The sequence below is a fragment of the Nocardia sp. NPDC059228 genome (assembly GCF_042754245.1).
Lineage (GTDB): Bacteria > Actinomycetota > Actinomycetes > Mycobacteriales > Mycobacteriaceae > Nocardia.
In genome coordinates, this window is record NZ_JBHZAL010000017.1 from 61,519 (window position 1) to 78,166 (window position 16,648).

Annotated in this window: 17 protein-coding genes; 13 read left to right on the forward strand and 4 right to left on the reverse strand. The window is 67.7% G+C overall.

Annotated elements, in window-relative coordinates; all coding sequences use genetic code 11:
- The 7 genes from sepF to ACFXKA_RS24825 all read left to right on the forward strand — a co-directional run bounded on the left by sepF (window position 1) and on the right by ACFXKA_RS24825 (window position 7,344).
- Window positions 1-798: a cell division protein SepF gene (gene sepF / locus ACFXKA_RS24795; RefSeq protein WP_379429083.1), complete on the forward strand. Its 798-nt coding sequence runs from the start codon at window positions 1-3 to the stop codon at window positions 796-798.
- Window positions 799-1,228: 430 nt separating this feature from the next.
- The gene (locus tag ACFXKA_RS24800) at window positions 1,229-1,531 is read left to right on the forward strand and encodes a YggT family protein (protein WP_040856625.1); all 303 of its coding nucleotides are present in this window, start codon (window positions 1,229-1,231) and stop codon (window positions 1,529-1,531) included.
- A gap of 72 nt (window positions 1,532-1,603) precedes the next feature.
- Window positions 1,604-2,434, forward strand: a complete 831-nt coding sequence (locus ACFXKA_RS24805) for a DivIVA domain-containing protein (RefSeq protein ID WP_354843003.1) — start codon at window positions 1,604-1,606, stop codon at window positions 2,432-2,434.
- A gap of 126 nt (window positions 2,435-2,560) precedes the next feature.
- Window positions 2,561-2,764, forward strand: a complete 204-nt coding sequence (locus ACFXKA_RS24810) for a hypothetical protein (protein WP_354843223.1) — start codon at window positions 2,561-2,563, stop codon at window positions 2,762-2,764.
- A gap of 312 nt (window positions 2,765-3,076) precedes the next feature.
- On the forward strand, window positions 3,077-6,232 hold the full coding sequence (ileS, locus tag ACFXKA_RS24815; protein WP_379429084.1) for an isoleucine--tRNA ligase: 3,156 nt from the start codon (window positions 3,077-3,079) through the stop codon (window positions 6,230-6,232).
- Window positions 6,233-6,356: 124 nt separating this feature from the next.
- Window positions 6,357-6,584, forward strand: a complete 228-nt coding sequence (locus ACFXKA_RS24820; RefSeq protein WP_379429085.1) for a type II toxin-antitoxin system RelE/ParE family toxin — start codon at window positions 6,357-6,359, stop codon at window positions 6,582-6,584.
- A 223-nt stretch (window positions 6,585-6,807) separates the two neighbouring features.
- Complete coding sequence (locus tag ACFXKA_RS24825) at window positions 6,808-7,344, forward strand: NlpC/P60 family protein (RefSeq protein ID WP_379429086.1); 537 nt, start codon at window positions 6,808-6,810, stop codon at window positions 7,342-7,344.
- Between the two features lie 6 nt (window positions 7,345-7,350).
- On the opposite strand, the gene ACFXKA_RS24830 is transcribed toward ACFXKA_RS24825, so the two are convergent.
- A complete protein-coding gene (locus ACFXKA_RS24830; protein ID WP_354842991.1) occupies window positions 7,351-7,764 on the reverse strand; it encodes an organic hydroperoxide resistance protein in 414 nt (137 codons plus the stop codon).
- 110 nt (window positions 7,765-7,874) lie between these two features.
- Here ACFXKA_RS24830 and ACFXKA_RS24835 point away from each other — a divergent pair, with 110 nt between their 5' ends.
- Window positions 7,875-8,414, forward strand: coding sequence for a TetR/AcrR family transcriptional regulator (locus ACFXKA_RS24835; protein ID WP_379429087.1), 540 nt, complete (start codon window positions 7,875-7,877; stop codon window positions 8,412-8,414).
- A gap of 7 nt (window positions 8,415-8,421) precedes the next feature.
- Here the strand turns inward: ACFXKA_RS24835 and ACFXKA_RS24840 are convergent, their stop codons facing one another.
- Entirely contained in the window at window positions 8,422-9,489 is a 1,068-nt protein-coding gene (locus tag ACFXKA_RS24840) for a hypothetical protein (protein WP_379429088.1), read from the reverse strand.
- A gap of 55 nt (window positions 9,490-9,544) precedes the next feature.
- Here ACFXKA_RS24840 and ACFXKA_RS24845 point away from each other — a divergent pair, with 55 nt between their 5' ends.
- The gene (locus ACFXKA_RS24845) at window positions 9,545-9,991 is read left to right on the forward strand and encodes a MarR family winged helix-turn-helix transcriptional regulator (RefSeq protein WP_379429089.1); all 447 of its coding nucleotides are present in this window, start codon (window positions 9,545-9,547) and stop codon (window positions 9,989-9,991) included.
- A gap of 42 nt (window positions 9,992-10,033) precedes the next feature.
- Here ACFXKA_RS24845 and ACFXKA_RS24850 read toward each other — a convergent pair whose 3' ends face one another.
- Window positions 10,034-11,041: an alpha/beta hydrolase family protein gene (locus ACFXKA_RS24850; protein ID WP_354842980.1), complete on the reverse strand. Its 1,008-nt coding sequence runs from the start codon at window positions 11,039-11,041 to the stop codon at window positions 10,034-10,036.
- Between the two features lie 223 nt (window positions 11,042-11,264).
- The gene (locus ACFXKA_RS24855; protein WP_354842978.1) at window positions 11,265-12,143 is read right to left on the reverse strand and encodes a UTP--glucose-1-phosphate uridylyltransferase; all 879 of its coding nucleotides are present in this window, start codon (window positions 12,141-12,143) and stop codon (window positions 11,265-11,267) included.
- A 230-nt stretch (window positions 12,144-12,373) separates the two neighbouring features.
- Here ACFXKA_RS24855 and ACFXKA_RS24860 point away from each other — a divergent pair, with 230 nt between their 5' ends.
- From ACFXKA_RS24860 to ACFXKA_RS24875, 4 genes are all read left to right on the forward strand, one after another.
- Window positions 12,374-13,699, forward strand: coding sequence for a DNA polymerase IV (locus tag ACFXKA_RS24860; protein ID WP_379429090.1), 1,326 nt, complete (start codon window positions 12,374-12,376; stop codon window positions 13,697-13,699).
- 252 nt (window positions 13,700-13,951) lie between these two features.
- Window positions 13,952-14,452 carry a hypothetical protein gene (locus ACFXKA_RS24865; RefSeq protein ID WP_354842975.1) on the forward strand — a complete coding sequence of 167 codons (501 nt, stop codon included), beginning with the start codon at window positions 13,952-13,954 and terminating at the stop codon, window positions 14,450-14,452.
- 184 nt (window positions 14,453-14,636) lie between these two features.
- A complete protein-coding gene (locus ACFXKA_RS24870) occupies window positions 14,637-14,951 on the forward strand; it encodes a WXG100 family type VII secretion target (protein WP_379429091.1) in 315 nt (104 codons plus the stop codon).
- Window positions 14,952-14,962: 11 nt separating this feature from the next.
- The coding region (locus tag ACFXKA_RS24875; RefSeq protein WP_379429092.1) for a hypothetical protein at window positions 14,963-16,648 on the forward strand (1,686 nt) is incomplete at its 3' end.

Sequence of the window (16,648 nt, forward strand, 5' to 3'; positions counted from 1 at the left end):
ATGAGCACGCTGCACAAGTTCAAGGCGTACTTCGGGATGGTTCCGCTCGAGGATTACGAAGACGATTACGTCGACGACCGCGGAGCCGCCCGGAGCGCCGATGAGCGTGGCCAGCGTCGTCCCCGGCCCTACGCCGAACGCGAGCGTGATTACGACCGATACGGCGAGGACCGCTACGACGACGAGCCCGCCTACGAGCCGTCCTACAAGGCGCCCTACAAGCCCGGGTACAGCGTGTCCCGCCGGGACGACTACGCCGACGATCACCGCGAGCGCGACCACCGCGACCGCTACGACACCGACGACCGCTACGACGCGCCCCGTCGTCCCACCCGCATCGACACCGCCCCGTCCAGCCGCACCCGTGCCATGGGCGGCAGCGCGCCCTCGGTGCGCGGCAGCACCCGCGGCGCGCTCGCGATGGATACCGATGCGGAGCGGCGCATCGAGGAGCTGCGGGAGCAGGAGCGCCGGATCGAGGCGGCCCGCCGTCCCCAGATCTTCGAGGACGGAGGCACCTTGTCCAAGATCACCACGTTGCGCCCGCGCACCTACGCGGAGGCCGCCATCATCGGTGAGCGCTTCCGCGACGGCACCCCGGTGATCATGGACCTGGTCGAGATGAGCAACTCCGACGCCCGCCGCCTGGTGGACTTCGCCGCGGGCCTGGCCTTCGCCCTGCGTGGTTCGTTCGACAAGGTCGCCACCAAGGTGTTCCTGCTCTCACCGGCTGACGTGGACGTCTCCGCCGAGGAGCGCCGCCGGATCGCGGAAAACGGCTTCTACAACCAGAAGTGACGAGCTGCCGCAGCCGCGAGTACGCGGAGGCGGCAGCCGGGGTTCGACCGTTGCGCCAAAACTGAACGGCGGCAACGAATTGCGTTCGTCAACGGGGGTTGCGAAATAGTCGCGGGGGATTCGTGGGGGAGTCTTGCGCCCGAGTTGTCGGGTATCGCACGCTCATTCAGATGGGCATGTCATGAATCACATGCCTGGATTCGGGCTCTGGATGTGGTCCCTTGCCGGGGTTCCCTAGAAGTTCGCGGCCTACCGCGGCCTGGACTGCGCTCCGCCCTCCCCGCGCTTGGAGCGGAGGAGCGAAGCGGGGGGAGCGGATGGAGGGAAGGCCGAGGTAACAGGGCCGCGAACCCGCCCGGAGCGAAGCGGAGGGCGATCGGGCCCAGTGTTTCTATTTTGCCGATCATGGAATCTAGGGCACAGTGGTGCGGTGGCCCTGTTCCAGGTGTTGAACCTACTGCTGTTCCTCTTCTGGCTGCTGCTGATCAGCCGAGTCATCGTCGAGTTCATCCGCAGCTTCGCGCGAGACTGGCGGCCGACGGGCTTCGTGGTGATCATCCTGGAGGTGATCTTCACGGTCACCGACCCTCCGGTGAAACTTCTGAGGCGTTTGATACCCCCAGTGAATCTTGGGGGAATTCGGCTCGATCTGTCGATTATGGTCCTGCTTTTCATCGTGTTCATCTTGATGACGATCACGGGCCAGGCAGGGCAGTCGATAGCTCAGGTGTGACAGAATGGCCGGAAAGAAAGCTTGCCCAGATCTACCGCTAGATCTCCATACGAAGCGTGAAGGGATCGTTCCATGCCGCTGACCCCCGCCGATGTTCATAACGTCGCGTTCAGCAAACCGCCGATCGGGAAGCGCGGCTACAACGAGGATGAAGTCGATGCCTTCCTCGACCTGGTCGAGCAGGAGCTCTCACGCCTCATCGAGGAGAACGCTGATCTTCGCCAGCGAGTTGCCGAGTTGGATGCGGAACTGGCTGACGCCAAGAAGAATCGGGGCCCCGCGGTTCAGCCGGTGAAGGCGCCCGTCGCGCCGGAGCCCATCAAGGCCGCTCCGCCGCCGCCCCCGGCCCCCATGCCGGCTCCGGTCCCGGTGGCCGCCGTCAAGCAGGAAGCGCCCTCCGCGGACGCGAATCTGCAGGCCGCCAAGGTGCTTTCGCTGGCCCAGGAGATGGCCGACCGCCTCACCTCCGATGCCAAGACCGAGGCCGAGCAGCTGCTGGCCAACGCCCGGGCCAACTCCGAGCGCCTGGTCAGCGACGCGCGTACGCGTTCCGAGGCGATGATCGCCGATGCCCGTCAGAAGGCCGAGGCCATGCTGTCCGACGCGCAGACCCGCTCGGATTCCCAGCTGCGCCAGGCGAAGGAGAAGGCCGACGCCCTGCAGGCCGACGCCGAGCGCAAGCACACCGAGATCATGGCCACCATCACCCAGCAGCGCAGCGTGCTGGAGAGCCGGATCGAGCAGCTCAAGACCTTCGAGCGCGAATACCGTGTGCGCCTGAAGTCCTACCTGGAATCGCAGCTGGAGGAGCTGGAGAACCGTGGTTCGGCGGTCCCGGTCGACGGCGGCGAGTTCGGCCAGGATGCGTCCGGCAACGGCGCACTTCTCAAGGGCAGCAAGTAAAGTCGTAGATACGGCCAGCGATGCCAGGTCGCGCGGGACGAACTCCCGGGTGGCGCGGTATCGCCGCCAACCTTTCGAGTCCTCCGATAGCCGTCGCTATCGAAGCCCAACGAGGGGGTGGTGCACTTGCTCGTGGTGACGCTCGCGCTCGCAGCCGTGGGTTTCGGCCTGCTGGTGACCGCACTGACCACCGGTTCGGTGATCTGGGCATGGGGCTGCATCATCGTGTGCGTGATAGGCGCGGTGCTGCTGCTCGTCAGTGCGTTGTCGCTGCGGACCGATGATGAGGACACCTCGTCACGGCCGGGCGGAAGACATGCGAAGCACTAGCGGGGCGGGTCCGCGGAATATCCGCTGGACCGGCCCCGCTAGACTGTAGAGAGCTTTACGGCGTTGATCCGGCCATCACCGGGGAGCTTTCGGAAGAACGGCGGGGTGTCTGCGTTCAGCAGTGAACGACAGGGCCTCGCTCACTAGAACCGAACGGGTGAGCCCGTCACAGCTCACAATGAGAGGCTCGGTCCTGCAAGGGTTTTCGTGATCCTGGACCGGGCAAGCGGGGTGGTACCGCGGTTACGGCGCACCGAGCGCCGGCATCGTCCCCGTGCCCACAGTGCTGGCACGAGGAGCTGAGAGGCCGCGATGGCGGACGAGACCACCACCCGAAGCGCATATCCGCGCGTTGACCTGAGCCGGACCTCCGGTCAGGTGTCGTTCCCCGAGCTGGAGCAGCGGGTCCTGGACTACTGGGCCGCCGACGACACCTTCCGTGCCAGCATCGAGAACCGTTCCGATGCAGAGGAATTCGTCTTCTACGACGGCCCGCCCTTCGCCAATGGGTTGCCGCACTATGGCCATCTGCTCACCGGATACGTCAAGGATTTGATCCCGCGATTCCAAACCATGCGCGGGAAGAAGGTGGAACGACGATTCGGTTGGGATACTCACGGCCTCCCCGCGGAAATCGAAGCGGAGAAGCAGCTCGGTATCACGGACAAATCACAGATCGATGCCATGGGTCTCGCGGAATTCAATGCCGCGTGCAAATCCTCGGTACTTCGCTACACGAACGAGTGGCGTAACTATGTGACACGCCAGGCCCGTTGGGTCGACTTCGACAACGACTACAAAACCCTCGACCTCGACTTCATGGAATCGGTCATGTGGGCGTTCAAGTCGCTGTACGACAAAGGCCTGATCTATCAGGGCTTCCGGGTGCTGCCCTACAGCTGGTACGAGCAGACCCCGCTGTCCAATCAGGAGGCGCGGCTCGACGACTCCTACCGGATGCGCCAGGATCCGGCGGTCACCGTCGACATGGTGCTGCGGGTTCCCGCCGAGCACCCACTGCACGCCCTGGACGGCGCCAACGTCCTCATCTGGACCACCACGCCGTGGACGCTGCCGTCCAACCTGGCGATCGCGGTGCACCCGGACATCACCTACGCCCACGTCCAGGGCAAGGACGGCAAGCGGTACGTGCTTGCCGCCGAGCGGGTCTCGCACTACGCGCGCGAGCTGGGCGAGGAACCGGCTGTGCTGTCCGAGTATTCGGGCGCGGCGCTGGAGGGTCTGCACTACCTGCCGCCCTTCGACTTCTTCCTCGGTCACCCCAACGCGCACCGGGTGCTCAACGCCGACTACGTGACCACCGACTCCGGTACCGGCGTGGTGCATCTGGCGCCCGCGTTCGGTGAGGAGGACATGGATGTGGCCGCCGCCAATGGAATCGAGGTCGTGCAGCCCCTCGACGCGGGCGGCAAGTTCACCTCCATGGTGCCGCCCTACGAGGGCCTCATGGTCTTCGACGCCAACCCGGTCATCATCAAGGACCTCAAGGCGGCCGGAAAGCTGTTGCGGCACGAGACCATCGAGCACTCCTACCCGCACAGCTGGCGCTCGGGCCAGCCGCTGATCTACATGGCGGTGCCGTCCTGGTTCGTGGCGGTCACCACCTTCCGCGACCGCATGGTGGAGCTCAACAAGGAGATCACCTGGGTTCCCGAGCACATCCGCGACGGCCAGTTCGGCAAGTGGCTGCAGAACGCGCACGACTGGAACATCAGCCGCAACCGCTACTGGGGTGCGCCCATCCCGGTGTGGATCTCCGACGACCCGGCCTACCCGCGGGTGGACGTGTACGGCTCGCTGGATCAGCTGGAGCAGGACTTCGGGGTGCGGCCGAGCGACCTGCACCGGCCCGGCATCGACGAGCTGGTGCGCCCGAATCCCGATGACCCGACCGGGAAGTCGATGATGCGGCGCACGCCCGAGGTGCTGGACTGCTGGTTCGAGTCCGGCTCCATGCCGTACGCGCAGGTGCACTACCCGTTCGAGAACAAGGAGTGGTTCGAGGGCACCCCCGGCGCTGCCGCGCACAGCCCCGGCGACTTCATCGTCGAGTACAACGGCCAGACTCGCGGCTGGTTCTACAACCTGCACATCCTGTCCACCGCGCTGTTCGATCGCCCGGCCTTCAAATCGGTGGTGGCGCACGGCATCGTGCTCGGCGACGACGGCCTCAAGATGTCCAAGTCAAAGGGCAACTACCCGGACGTCAACGAGGTCTTCGACCGCGACGGCTCCGATGCCATGCGGTGGTTCCTCATGGCGTCCCCGGTGCTGCGCGGCGGCAACCTCATCGTCACCGAGCGCGGTATCCGCGAGGGCGTCGGCCAGGCCCTGCGCCCGCTCTGGAACGCGTGGACCTTCCTGCAGCTCTACGCCTCCAAGCCGGGTACCTGGCGCACGGACTCGCCGAATGTGCTGGACCGCTACATCCTGGCCAAGCTGGCGCAGACCCGCGACGTCATGACCGACGCCCTCGAGATCTACGACATCGCGACGGCCTGCGACGAGCTGCGCACCTTCGCCGACGCGCTCACCAATTGGTATGTGCGCCGGTCGCGTTCGCGCTTCTGGGAAGAGGACCGCGACGCCATCGACACCCTGCACACGGTGCTCGAGGTGACCACCCGGCTGGCGGCGCCGCTGTTGCCGCTGCTGACCGAGGTGATCTGGCGCGGCCTCACCGGCGAGCGCTCGGTGCACCTGGCCGACTGGCCGAGCGACACCGACCTGCCGCACGATGCCGAACTGGTGTCGGCCATGGACGAGGTCCGCACGGTCTGCTCCACGGTGCTGAGCCTGCGCAAGGCCCAGAACCTGCGCGTGCGCCTGCCGCTCTCGGAGGTCACCGTGGCCGCCGCCGACGCGGAACGGTTGCGGCCCTTCGTGGATCTGATCGCCGACGAGGTGAACGTCAAGAAGGTCGACCTCACCACCGATGTGGCCGCGCACGGCCGCTTCGAGCTCGTGGTGAACGCCCGCGCCGCCGGACCGCGCCTGGGCAAGGAGGTCCAGACCGTCATCAAGGCCGTCAAGGCGGGGGAGTGGAGCGAGGCCGCCGACGGCACCGTGTCCGCCGCCGGCATCGCCCTGCTGCCGGAGGAGTACACCCAGCGCCTGGTCGCCGCCGAACCCGAATCCACCGCCGCCCTGCCCGGCAATATCGGTCTGGTGGTGCTGAATTCGGCGGTCACCGAGGAGCTGGAGGCCGAGGGCTGGGCCCGGGATCTCATCCGCGATCTGCAGGAGACCCGCAAGTCCCTGGGCCTGGATGTCTCCGACCGCATCACGGTCGTGCTCGACGTCCCGGCCGAGCGCCTGGGCTGGGCGGAGACCCACCGCGAGCTGATCGCGGGCGAAATCCTCGCCACCACACTGTCTCTCGGTGAGGTGGGTGCGGATGCCCCCGAGGTCGTCGGCGGCGTGAAGGTCTCGATCGTCAAGGCGTAGCCAGGTTTGATCGTTGCCGAAGAGGCGAGGGGCGGAACCGAACCGGTTCCGCCCCTTCCTTTTTGGTGTCTGCATCGGCGTGTCCGATGATCGATGCTTCGGGCGTCATCCATGGCGAGGTCAGTTGCAGAAGCTGCCCCGCAATGCCTTCGGTACCGCGCTGCGCATGATCATTGCTCTCGGCGAGAAGCCGCGTCCTGACGGCGTGAAGACGCTGGCAGGCGGCGACTGTGACTGGCGGATCCGGTTCGGGCAGTACCGAATCGTCTACAGCATCGACGACGACGCCACTGTGGTCACCGTCTTCATAGTGGCCAAGCGATCCGATGCCTATCTACAGACAGCCGTGTAGCTGGCAGCAAACTTCTAGCGCCTTTCCCGGATCCGGGCGGGCGCTCTCGTGCCTTCTGTGTCCGAACGCCTGAACGGGTGGCTCTATGGTCAGCGACGGGGCATGAGACACGCGGCCCAAGTTCTCTTGTGACTCATGTTGCGCGTGCGCTACAACAGCTATTAGTCAGCTAATTGTCTTGCTCGAGATGTTGCTGCGGTATCGCCGATGAAGGGGCACGCATATGGCTCGAAGGCAGGTTCACCGTTTCGCATCATTCGTCACGACGACCTCGGCCCTGGTGCTGAGCGCCGCGCTCTGGGCGGGCCTGGCGCACGCGGACACCGGCTCGGCGTCGGGGTCCGCCTCCGGCAGCGCCAGCGGGTCGGCCTCGGGCAGCGCGAGCGGTTCCGCGCAGCTGCCGGTGGCCAGTCCGCGGGCCATGGTCGCGCTCGCGCTCGCGACCACTCAGATCGGCAAGCCCTATCGCTGGGGTGGCACCGGCCCGGACGCCTGGGACTGCTCGGGCCTGGTGCAGTGGGCTTTTCGCAGCGTCGGCATCGATATGCCGCGTACCACTTGGCAGCAGGCCGACGCCGGGCTCGAGGTGCCCGTCGGCGCCATGCAGGAGGGTGACGTCGTCATTCTCAATGACGACGCCTCCCACGTAGGCATCTACGCGGGAGGCGGCAATGTGCTGAACGCGTACGACTGGGGTGTGCCCGTCGGCCTGACTCCGCTGAGCCAGTTCGACATCTACACGATTCGCCGCTTCTACTGAATCGTCTTACTCGACAACCAGTTCCACGGGGATGTTGCCGCGGGTGGCCTTGGAGTAGGGGCATACCTGGTGGGCGGCCTCGACCAGCTCGCGGCCCTTGTCGTTCTGCAGCTCCTCGGGCAGCTCGACGCGCAGCACGACGGAGATGCCGAAACCGGTCTCCTCGTCCTTGTTCAGGCTGACGTCGGCGGTCACCGAGGTGTCGCCCAGCTCGATACCCTGGTTGCGGGCGACCACCTGCAGCGCGCCGGCGAAGCAGGCCGAATAACCCACCGCGAACAGCTGCTCCGGGTTGGTGCCGTCACCGCTGCCGCCGGCCTCCTTGGGCTGGGCCAGCTTCAGGTCGAGGTAACCGTCGGAGCTGACCGAGCGGCCCTCGCGGCCGACGGAGGTAGCGGACGAGGTGAAGAGCTTAGCCATTTCGAATCTCCCTAGACAGACTTGTCTGTTCAGACGCGACTCAGGGTAGACAGACCTGTCTGCTATCGTCAATACCGAAGCCCGATGAGGGGAAGGAGTGCAGGTCAGCCATGAGTGAAGCCCGTGATCGCCTGCTGGACACCGCGACCCGGCTGTTCTATGCCGAGGGCATCCACACCGTCGGCATCGACCGCATCATCGCCGAGGCGGGCATCGCGAAGGCCACCTTCTACCGGCACTTCAAGGCCAAGGAAGACCTGGTCGTCGCCTACCTGGTGCGCGAATACGGCCGTCAGCGCGAGGTATTGGAGGCCATCCCCGGCGCCGGCACCGACTCCATCGTCGGCATCTTCGAGCGGCTGGGCGAGCTCAGCTGCGGACCGGGCTTCCGGGGCTGCCCGTTTCTCAATGCGGCCGTGGAGTTCCCGAATCCGGAGCATGCCGTGCGCAAGGTCGTCGACGACTATCGCGGCTGGTTCCGGGATCTGATGGCCGACCGGCTGCGCGCCGCGGGGCACACCGACATCGACGATGCCGCCCGGTCGCTGCTGCTGACCCGCGACGGCGTGGCCGTCAGCGGGGGTATGGGAGACAACGAGACGGTCCGGGTGGGCATCCGGACCGCCTTGTCGCAGTTGGGTATTCGATAGACCGGCCTCAGACGCCGACCGCCTCCTCCATCTCCTCCTCGGCCGCCATCGCGGTCTCGGCGGACGGGGCCTGCCCGACGGGCTCGGGGGCGGCGTGGCGTGGCGCGGATTGCGCTGTGGCCTGCCGCTTTTCGGTCAGGCCCGCCACGATCATGAGCAGCACGCCCGCCGCCAGCCAGAGCGCCAGGCTCGCCATCCGGCCACCCAGTCCGGTGCTGTCGAAGTAGAGCAGGCTGCGTGCTCCCTCGACGAAGCCCGCGCCGTTCCAGAAGTGGTGCAGCGTGCCGAAGAAGTCGTTCTGCAGCCACGGGCTGTAGACGCCGCCGGAGCTGGTGAAGTTCAGCATGACGAACAGCACCATCAGGGCCAGCGTGGTCCAGCGCTTCAGGAAGGTGTGCAGGCCGATGCCGATGGTCAGGACTCCCGCGGAGTACAGCCACGACATGCCCCAGATCGCGCCCAGGTCGTGGTCGACCACGTGGAAGACCGGGCCGGCGAGGGCCAGACCGATCAGGCTCACCAGCAGCGAGGTGACCAGGCCGATCGCGCCCCGCAGCCACATGGACAGGCCCGCGCCCGCCGCGCCGATGGCGGCGACGCTGCCGTAGGAGCCGATGCTCAGGGCGACCAGCAGGAAGAAGATGCCCTGTGCGGTGGGGTCGCCGGAGCTGGGGGTGGTGACGTCGGTGACGGTCAGCGGCGCGTTCTGCAGCCCGGCGACCTGGCCGAAGACGGCCTCGGCGGCCATGGCGGTGGTGTCGGATCCGGCCTTGGCCACCAGCAGTTCGGGCTTGTCGGTGTCGGGGACGTACGCGCCGGCCAGGTCGCGGTGGCGCAGCTGGCTGACCGCGTCGTCGCGGGTCGGCACGGTGATCACGTCGAGGGCATTGCCGCCCTTGTCCTTCAGGGTCTGCGCGAGCACCTTGACCTGTGGGCTGTCGCCGACGATGGCCACCGCCAGGTGGTTGGGCTCGGGCTGATGGAACGCGCCCAGGTACGCCAGCCCCATGCCGAGACACATGAGCAGCGGGGTGAGCAGGTGCACGGCGACATGCCGGATCTGATGCGAGGCCATGGGTTCTTCTCCAATAGTTGGTAAATACAACCAATCGAGGTTGTAGTCTACAACTATGAAGAGCGCTGACGCATTCCCCGGCCGATCCGATGCGATCGAGGTCATACAGCGTGAGCTCACGGCCTTCGCCCGGCGCGCCCGCGGGCGCGCCGCCGAACTGCATCCGGAGCTGTCGCTGGTGGCCTCCAGCATTCTCGACCTGGTGATCGAGCGGAACGGGTGCCTGGCCTCGGATCTGGCCGGGCACTTCCACCTCGACAAGTCCACGGTCAGCCGCCAGGTGGCCGCGCTGGAACGCGACGGCTACCTGGCCCGCGAGGTCGACCCGGCCAACCGCCGCAACCTGGTGCTGCACGCCACCGCCGAGGGCAGACGGGTGGCCCGCGCCGCGGCGCGCAACCGCAGCGCCGCGTTCAGCGAACGGTTCGCCGACTGGGACGACGCGGATGTCGAGCGGCTCGCGGCCTATCTCGTGCGCTACAACGCCGCCGACGAGGGCTAGCGGCTTCGCCGGAAAGACGCCAGGGCCGGAACCCGCCGCGGCTCAATCCGTTTCGGGCAGCTCCAGGCCCTTGGCCAGCACCGGCCACGAGGCGCGCAGCGCGTCCTGCCAGTAGCCCCACGAGTGTGTGCCCGGCTTGGCGATATCAAAGGTCGCGGGAATGTCCAACTGGTGCAGGCGGGTCTTCAGATTGCGGGCGCACCAGTCGCTGGCCGCCTCCAGGATGCCGCCGACCAGGATCTGCTGCGGCAGACCGCCGTCCGCCGGACCGAGGCTGCGCACATCGGCCACATTGTCGTGGCGGCCGGGCAAGCCGGAGCCGTTGGAGACATAGATCCCCAGGCCGCGCAGCGCCTCGGCGTGCACGTAGGGGTCGTTGGCGGCCCACTCCGGATCGTCCATCGGCCCGTACATGTTCACCGGATTGCCGCCGCCTATGGAGACCACCAGGTCGGTGAACTTCTGGCCGACCGGATCACTGATCTGGGCGCACCCGCTGTAGGCAGCGACGGCCCGGTACAGGCCGGGCGCGGCGATCGGAAGCTGCAGTACCGAGGTGCCCGACATGGACATGCCCGCGATGGCGTGAATTCCATTGGTGGCCAGGGCCGCGTCGACCAGCGGGGGTAGCTCCTCGGTGAGGAAGGTCTTCCACATGGGCTGGCCCAGCCGGGGATCGGGGCTGCGCCAATCGGTGTAGTAGGTGAACGCGCCGCCGATCGGCATCACCACGTTCACGTTCTTGTCCATGAAGAACTGGGTGGAATCGGTATTGCGCTTCCAGGTCGCCGTGTCCTGGCCGCCGCCCGCGCCATTGAGCAGATACAGCACCGGGCGCGGCTCGGAGGTGTCGGCGGGACGCTGCACCTCGACCGTGATGTCGGAGTTCATCGCCGCCGAGTGCACGTGCAGCGTCAGGTTGCGGGAGTCGTGCACCTCGAAGGAGGTGATGGCGGAGCCGTCGTCGGACACCGCGGTGCCCGCGAGGCTCGCCGTGCTGGTTATCGGGTCGGGTGGGGCACCGAAGGCCGGACCGGCGGGTACGACCATGGTGAACGTAGTGACAAGAGAACAACTTGCCGCCGCGAGCAGTGCCGCCCGGGTGCCCAATCCGCCTAGCAAAACCGACCTTCGATCCAGAGGGGTATCCCGACCCACGGGCATGATCGTCGAAACATGCCCCCATGTTTCGGGTTTCGACAAATTCGGTCTGGCGTGGTCGGGCGCACGGCACCTGTGCGCCGAACCTGGCGGCCCGTGGGGCGGCGGCGGCCTACTCGGCGACGAGCTGCCGCAACAGCGGACCGTACTCCGGATGCGCCAGCGCAGAGGCGAATTGCGCGGTCAGATAGTCGGCCGGATTGCCGGTGTCGTACCAGCGCCCGCGAATCACCTGGCCGTACACCGGATTCTCGGCGGCGAAGACATTGATGGCATCGGTCAGATACACCTCGCCGGTGCGGTGGGTGTACCAGTTGTCGACCTGCTTGCGCAGTTCGGCGATGATGCCCGGGGTGACCACGTAGCCGCCGATGGCGGCGAAGGAGGACGGGGCGTCTTCCGGCTTGGGCTTCTCCTTCAGGCCGCTGATCCGCATCAGACCCTCGCCGACCGTCTCCTCGACCACCGGGACGCCGTAGCGCTGTGACTCGGACGGATCCATCGGCATGAGCGCCAGTACCGGCGCGTTGGTCTTCTCGTAGGCGTCGATGAGCTGCTGGGCGCGCGGCACCTCGGCGACGAAGACGTCGTCGGGCCACAGCACCAGCATGGGCTCGTTGCCCAGGTGGCGGGCCGCGTTCAGCACCGGGGTGCCGTTGCCGTACGGGCCGTGCTGGTCCAGGTAGGTGATGTGGCCCTGCCGGCTCAGCTCACCGACCTCCTCGACCGCGTCGGCGAAGGCGGTCTTGCCGTCCGCGCGCAGCTGAGCGACCAGGGCGGGGTTGGGGCGGAAGTGATCCTGGATCAACGACTTTCCGCCGCTGACCACGATGGTGATGTCGGTGATGCCGGAGGCCACGAGCTCGCGGACGGTGTGTTCGATGACGGGCTTATCGCCCACCGCGAGCATTTCCTTCGGGATCGCCTTGGTCAGCGGCAGCAGGCGCGAGCCGATACCCGCTGCGGGAATCACGGCCTTGCGAATCGTCATGGACGAATCATCACACATCCGGCGGGTCGTGCCTGTCGGTAGTCGCTTGTAGATTTCCCGGTGTGAACACGTCTGCCGACCCCGCGAACCGGGACATCATGCCTGGTGGAGTCGGTTGTGCAGGGCCGGAGGGCAGGGGCGGCGGGCCTGCCGGGGCGGGCGCGGACACACAGCAAATCGACAGCGGGTCCCGAGGTACGGGACAGCGGCGGTGGGTGCTCCATATAGATATGGACGCGTTCTTCGCCTCGGTCGAGCAACTGACCCGCCCGACCCTGCGCGGGCGGCCGGTGCTCGTGGGCGGCATGGGCGGACGCGGCGTGGTGGCGGGGGCCAGCTACGAGGCGCGGGTGTTCGGGGCGCGCTCGGCCATGCCCATGCATCAGGCGCGGCGGCTGGTCGGCGGGGCGGCGGTGGTGATCCCGCCGCGCGGGGCGGTGTACGGCGAACTCAGCGGGCAGGTCTTCGATACCCTGCGGACCCGGATCCCGGTGCTGGAGACACTGTCGTTCGACGAGGCGTTCGGGGAACCCGCGGAACTGGCCGGGGCCACTCCGGCGCGGGTGCTCGAATTCTGCGAGGAGTTGCGGACGGCGGTGCGGGAACGCACCGGCCTGGTGGCCTCGGTCGGGGCGGGCAGCGGCAAGCAGCTCGCCAAGATCGCCTCCGGGCTGGCCAAACCCGATGGGGTGCGGGTGATTCCGGCGGCCGAGCAGGACGGGTTCCTGTCCGCGCTGCCGGTGCGCAAACTGTGGGGGATCGGGCCGGTGGCCGAAAGCCGGTTGCGCTCACTGGGAATCGAGACCGTGGGGGCGCTGGCGGCGCTGCCGGAGTCGGAGGCGTCCTCGATTCTCGGCGGCAGCATCGGGGTGGCGCTGCACCGGCTGGCCCGCGGCATCGACGACCGGCCGGTGGCCGAGCGCGCGGAGGCCAAGCAGATCAGCGCCGAAACCACCTATGAGACCGACATTCTCACCCTCGCCCAGCTGCGCCCGGCCATCGACGCCATGGCCGCCTCCGCCCATCGGCGGCTCACCACCGATGGCCGCGCGGCGCGCACCGTGGTGCTCAAGCTCAAGAAGACCGACATGAGCATCGTGACCCGCTCCTCCACGCTGCCCTACGCCACCGAGGATCTCGCCACCCTCACCGCCGCCGCGCAGCGGTCCGCCCTGGACCCGGCCGAGATCGGGCCGATTCGCCTGGTGGGAGTGGGTTTCGCCGGGCTCTCGGAGATCCGGCAGGAATCGCTGTTCCCCGAGTTGGATCAGACGGTCGATACCGATGGCGCGGTCTCCGAGGAGCCCACCTTTGCGGTGCCCGAGGGCCCGGATCCGGTGGTGCCGCCCGCGACTCGCTCCTTCGCCGTCGGAACCTGGTACCCGGGACTCGATGTCGAACACCCCGAATTCGGGCACGGCTGGGTGCAGGGCGCGGGCCACGGGGTCGTGACCATCAGGTTCGAAACCCGTTCCACGGGGCCGGGTCCTGCCCGCACGTTCCCCGCCGAAGATCCCGACCTCACCCGTGCCGACCCACTGGGCAGCCTGCGCTGAGCGGTTCCGGCGCCAACCGGGGTACGGGAGCGGGTCCGTCTTTCCTCACTTTTCGGGGCTATCGGGGCTTGTCCCACCGTTAAGGCCCGAATGCGCGAATTATGAGGATTCAGCCTGAAAATGCCGCGCCGTCCGGCGCGCAGGCGGCTTCTGAGACGCCACGTTGGTAGTGTCGCGTGTCGTGCAGCGCCGCCGGTCGGGTGTAGCTGGCACGTTGTCGAACGGACCTACTCGAACGCAAAGGACGAGCAGTTGAAGCTTCAGAAGACTGGACGCATCGCGGTCGCCGCACTGGCTGTCGTGACCGTACTCGGGCTGTCGGCGTGTGGGAGCGGTGACAAGAAGGAGAGCAAGCCCGCCAAGGTCACCACCTCCAAGACCACCGCGGCGCAGACGAACTACCCGCCGGCCCCGACCGCGGCGGACCTGAACACCGAACTGCAGAAGGCACTGGACCCGAGCATCCCCGACGCGGAGAAGCTCGACATGCTGCAGGGCGTCTCGGCCGACCCGAGCCTGCCCAGCCGGCTGGCGGAGGCCTACAAGCAGAACAACGCCACCATCACCGTCACCAATGTGACCGATCTGGGCAACGGCACCATCACCGCCGACGCCCAGGTCGCGATCAACGGCGGCGCGCCGCAGCAGGCCGTCGTGCCCTTCGTGGCCGAGGACGGCAAGTGGAAGGTCCAGAAGGAATGGGTCTGCAACGCACTCTCGCTGGCCAACCAGACCTCCCCGGCCTGCAGCTAGTCCCGTGTGACCGGTCCGGCATCGAACAGCGGATGCCGGACCGGGTTTTGCCTGTCCCACACGGAGTTTCGTCAAGAAGACCGCGAAACCTGTCAGGGCGGCGTTAATTCGGGGTCGCCGGTCTGTTGCGCGGCCCGCACCCGTTGCCATCGTTGATCTTCCGTCCATCGGCGAAAGGGCAACAGTGGCAACGAAAGTCGGCGTTAATCCTGGTCGGCTGCGTGGTGCCGCAGGGCAGATGCAGGATCTCGAAAACCGCGTCAACGGCATTCTCGCCACCCTGGAACAGGCGCTGTCCGCCAAGGGCGCGGCCTGGGGCGACGACAGCTACGGCAGCACCTTCGCCGACGGCGGACAGGGGTACGCCGCGGCGCACGCCAATCTGCGGGACGGACTCCGCACTATGGCAACGACCCTGGGGTCGTACGCGTCCGGGCAGAACGAGGCCGCGGACACTCTGGAGGGGATGGACCACGGCAACGCTGTCCGCTACCGGTAGACCGGCCGCCATTGTCCATCGATATTCCGGGTGAACTGCAGTGGCTGGGCTGGGTCGCGGGTTCGGCCTGGCCGCAGGGCGACGAAGACGCGATGTGGGACATCGCCTCCGACTGGAGCACCGCCGCGCGCCAATTGCGTGACCTGATACCCGAACTGGAGGCCGCCAAGAAGGCCACCATCGCGGCCTACCCGTGGGGCGACGGTCTCGAGGCCATGGTCACAGCCCTGAACAACCTCGATTCGGGCCCGCAGTCCTTCCAGGCGCTGGCCGACATCCTCGATCAGGTTTCCGAGGCGGCCGACGGCCTCGGCACCGAGATCGAGTACACGAAGATCATGATCCTCTCCGCTCTCGGCATGCTCGCCGTGGAGATCGCACTGGCGTGGTGCTTCCCGCCCACCGCGCCCGCGGAGGAGGCCGCGGCCACCCTGATCACGCGCACCGCCGTGCGGCTGCTGGGCGAGCGTGCGGTCTCCGCCATCGCCCGCTACGCGGAGAAACTGGGCGTGGCCGCGCTGGCCCGCTTCCTCGCGAAACATGTCGTCATCAGCACCGTTCTGGGCGCTGGTCAGGACGTCGCCATCCAGGGTCTGCAGATCGCCGAGGGCCACCGCAAGGGCATGGATTGGGAACGGGTCGGCATGACCGCCCTCACGGCGGCCGCCGCGGGCGCGGTCGGCGGACCCGCCGGTGAGATCTTCGGCAAGGCCGCCACCCGACTTCCGTTCGCGGGCAACCCCTTCGGCAATGCGGTTCGCGGCGCCCTCGTCGGCACCGGTGCGGGCATCGCGGGAGCCTTTGCCTCGTGGGGCGTGGGCGGCCTCCCCACCCTGATCACCAAGGGCACCACGGACGGCTGGACCTGGGACCCCCGGCTGCTGACCAGCGCCACCTCCTACGGCGTCCTGACCGGTGGCGCCAAGGGCTTCCGCCTGCCCACCTCTGGCGGCGTCCACCGGGGTCCCTTCGAGGCGCCCTCGGGCGCGCGCACGAACATGCCTACCGGGGGCGACGGCAGCGCCCCGGCCCCCCATCCGGAACCGGCGACGACCTCCCACCCGACGGCCACGCCCGATCCGTCGGGCACGCCCGCGGGGACCCCGCACCCCCAATCCACGGCCGCGGGCCTGTCCACCGGCGATCCCGGCGCGCAAACCCACACGTCCGCAACCAGTTCCACCACGGAATCGCCCCGCCCCCTCACCAACCTGTTCGGCGACCCCGGCACACGCCTCGAACCCTCGTCCTCCCCGGACCCGGGTACGCGCGGAACCAGTTCGCCTGCCATCGAGCCGGGTTCACGCGGCGGCACCCCGCCCGGCCCGGAGCCGCAGTCCGAGCGGCCGCGCACGGCTGCCGAAGCGCTGGATTCGGCTCGCGCACTGCTGCGTTCGCTGGGCGTCGATCCGGAAGGAATGAGCCCAGAGCACATGGGCCGAGCCGGTATGGACGCGGTCATGCGCCGCACGGCCGAGCTGTCGGATACGCAGGCCCGCCTCGACGAGGAGATCCTGCGCCCGGACAAGTACTTCGAGGAGCGCGAAGGCATCCAGCAGCGCCTGCGCGATCTGGGAGACCTCCGCAGGCAACTACGCGCCGACCTCGACGACTACCGTCGAGCCGGCCAGGCCGAAAACCCTGCCACCCCAGCCCGTCCCGCTCCGGAGTCCGGCGGTCCTGTGCGGGGTCAGTAC

Excerpts from the sequence above, each read along its gene's own strand:
- sepF (WP_379429083.1), top strand. The coding sequence starts at position 1 with ATGAGCACGCTGCACAAGTTCAAGGCGTACTTCGGGATGGTTCCGCTC.
- ACFXKA_RS24805 (WP_354843003.1), top strand. The coding sequence starts at position 1,604 with ATGCCGCTGACCCCCGCCGATGTTCATAACGTCGCGTTCAGCAAACCG.
- ileS (WP_379429084.1), top strand. The coding sequence starts at position 3,077 with ATGGCGGACGAGACCACCACCCGAAGCGCATATCCGCGCGTTGACCTG.
- ACFXKA_RS24825 (WP_379429086.1), top strand. The coding sequence starts at position 6,808 with ATGGCTCGAAGGCAGGTTCACCGTTTCGCATCATTCGTCACGACGACC.
- ACFXKA_RS24830 (WP_354842991.1), bottom strand. The coding sequence starts at position 7,764 with ATGGCTAAGCTCTTCACCTCGTCCGCTACCTCCGTCGGCCGCGAGGGC.
- ACFXKA_RS24835 (WP_379429087.1), top strand. The coding sequence starts at position 7,875 with ATGAGTGAAGCCCGTGATCGCCTGCTGGACACCGCGACCCGGCTGTTC.
- ACFXKA_RS24840 (WP_379429088.1), bottom strand. The coding sequence starts at position 9,489 with ATGGCCTCGCATCAGATCCGGCATGTCGCCGTGCACCTGCTCACCCCG.
- ACFXKA_RS24845 (WP_379429089.1), top strand. The coding sequence starts at position 9,545 with ATGAAGAGCGCTGACGCATTCCCCGGCCGATCCGATGCGATCGAGGTC.
- ACFXKA_RS24850 (WP_354842980.1), bottom strand. The coding sequence starts at position 11,041 with ATGGTCGTACCCGCCGGTCCGGCCTTCGGTGCCCCACCCGACCCGATA.
- ACFXKA_RS24855 (WP_354842978.1), bottom strand. The coding sequence starts at position 12,143 with ATGACGATTCGCAAGGCCGTGATTCCCGCAGCGGGTATCGGCTCGCGC.
- ACFXKA_RS24860 (WP_379429090.1), top strand. The coding sequence starts at position 12,374 with ATGGACGCGTTCTTCGCCTCGGTCGAGCAACTGACCCGCCCGACCCTG.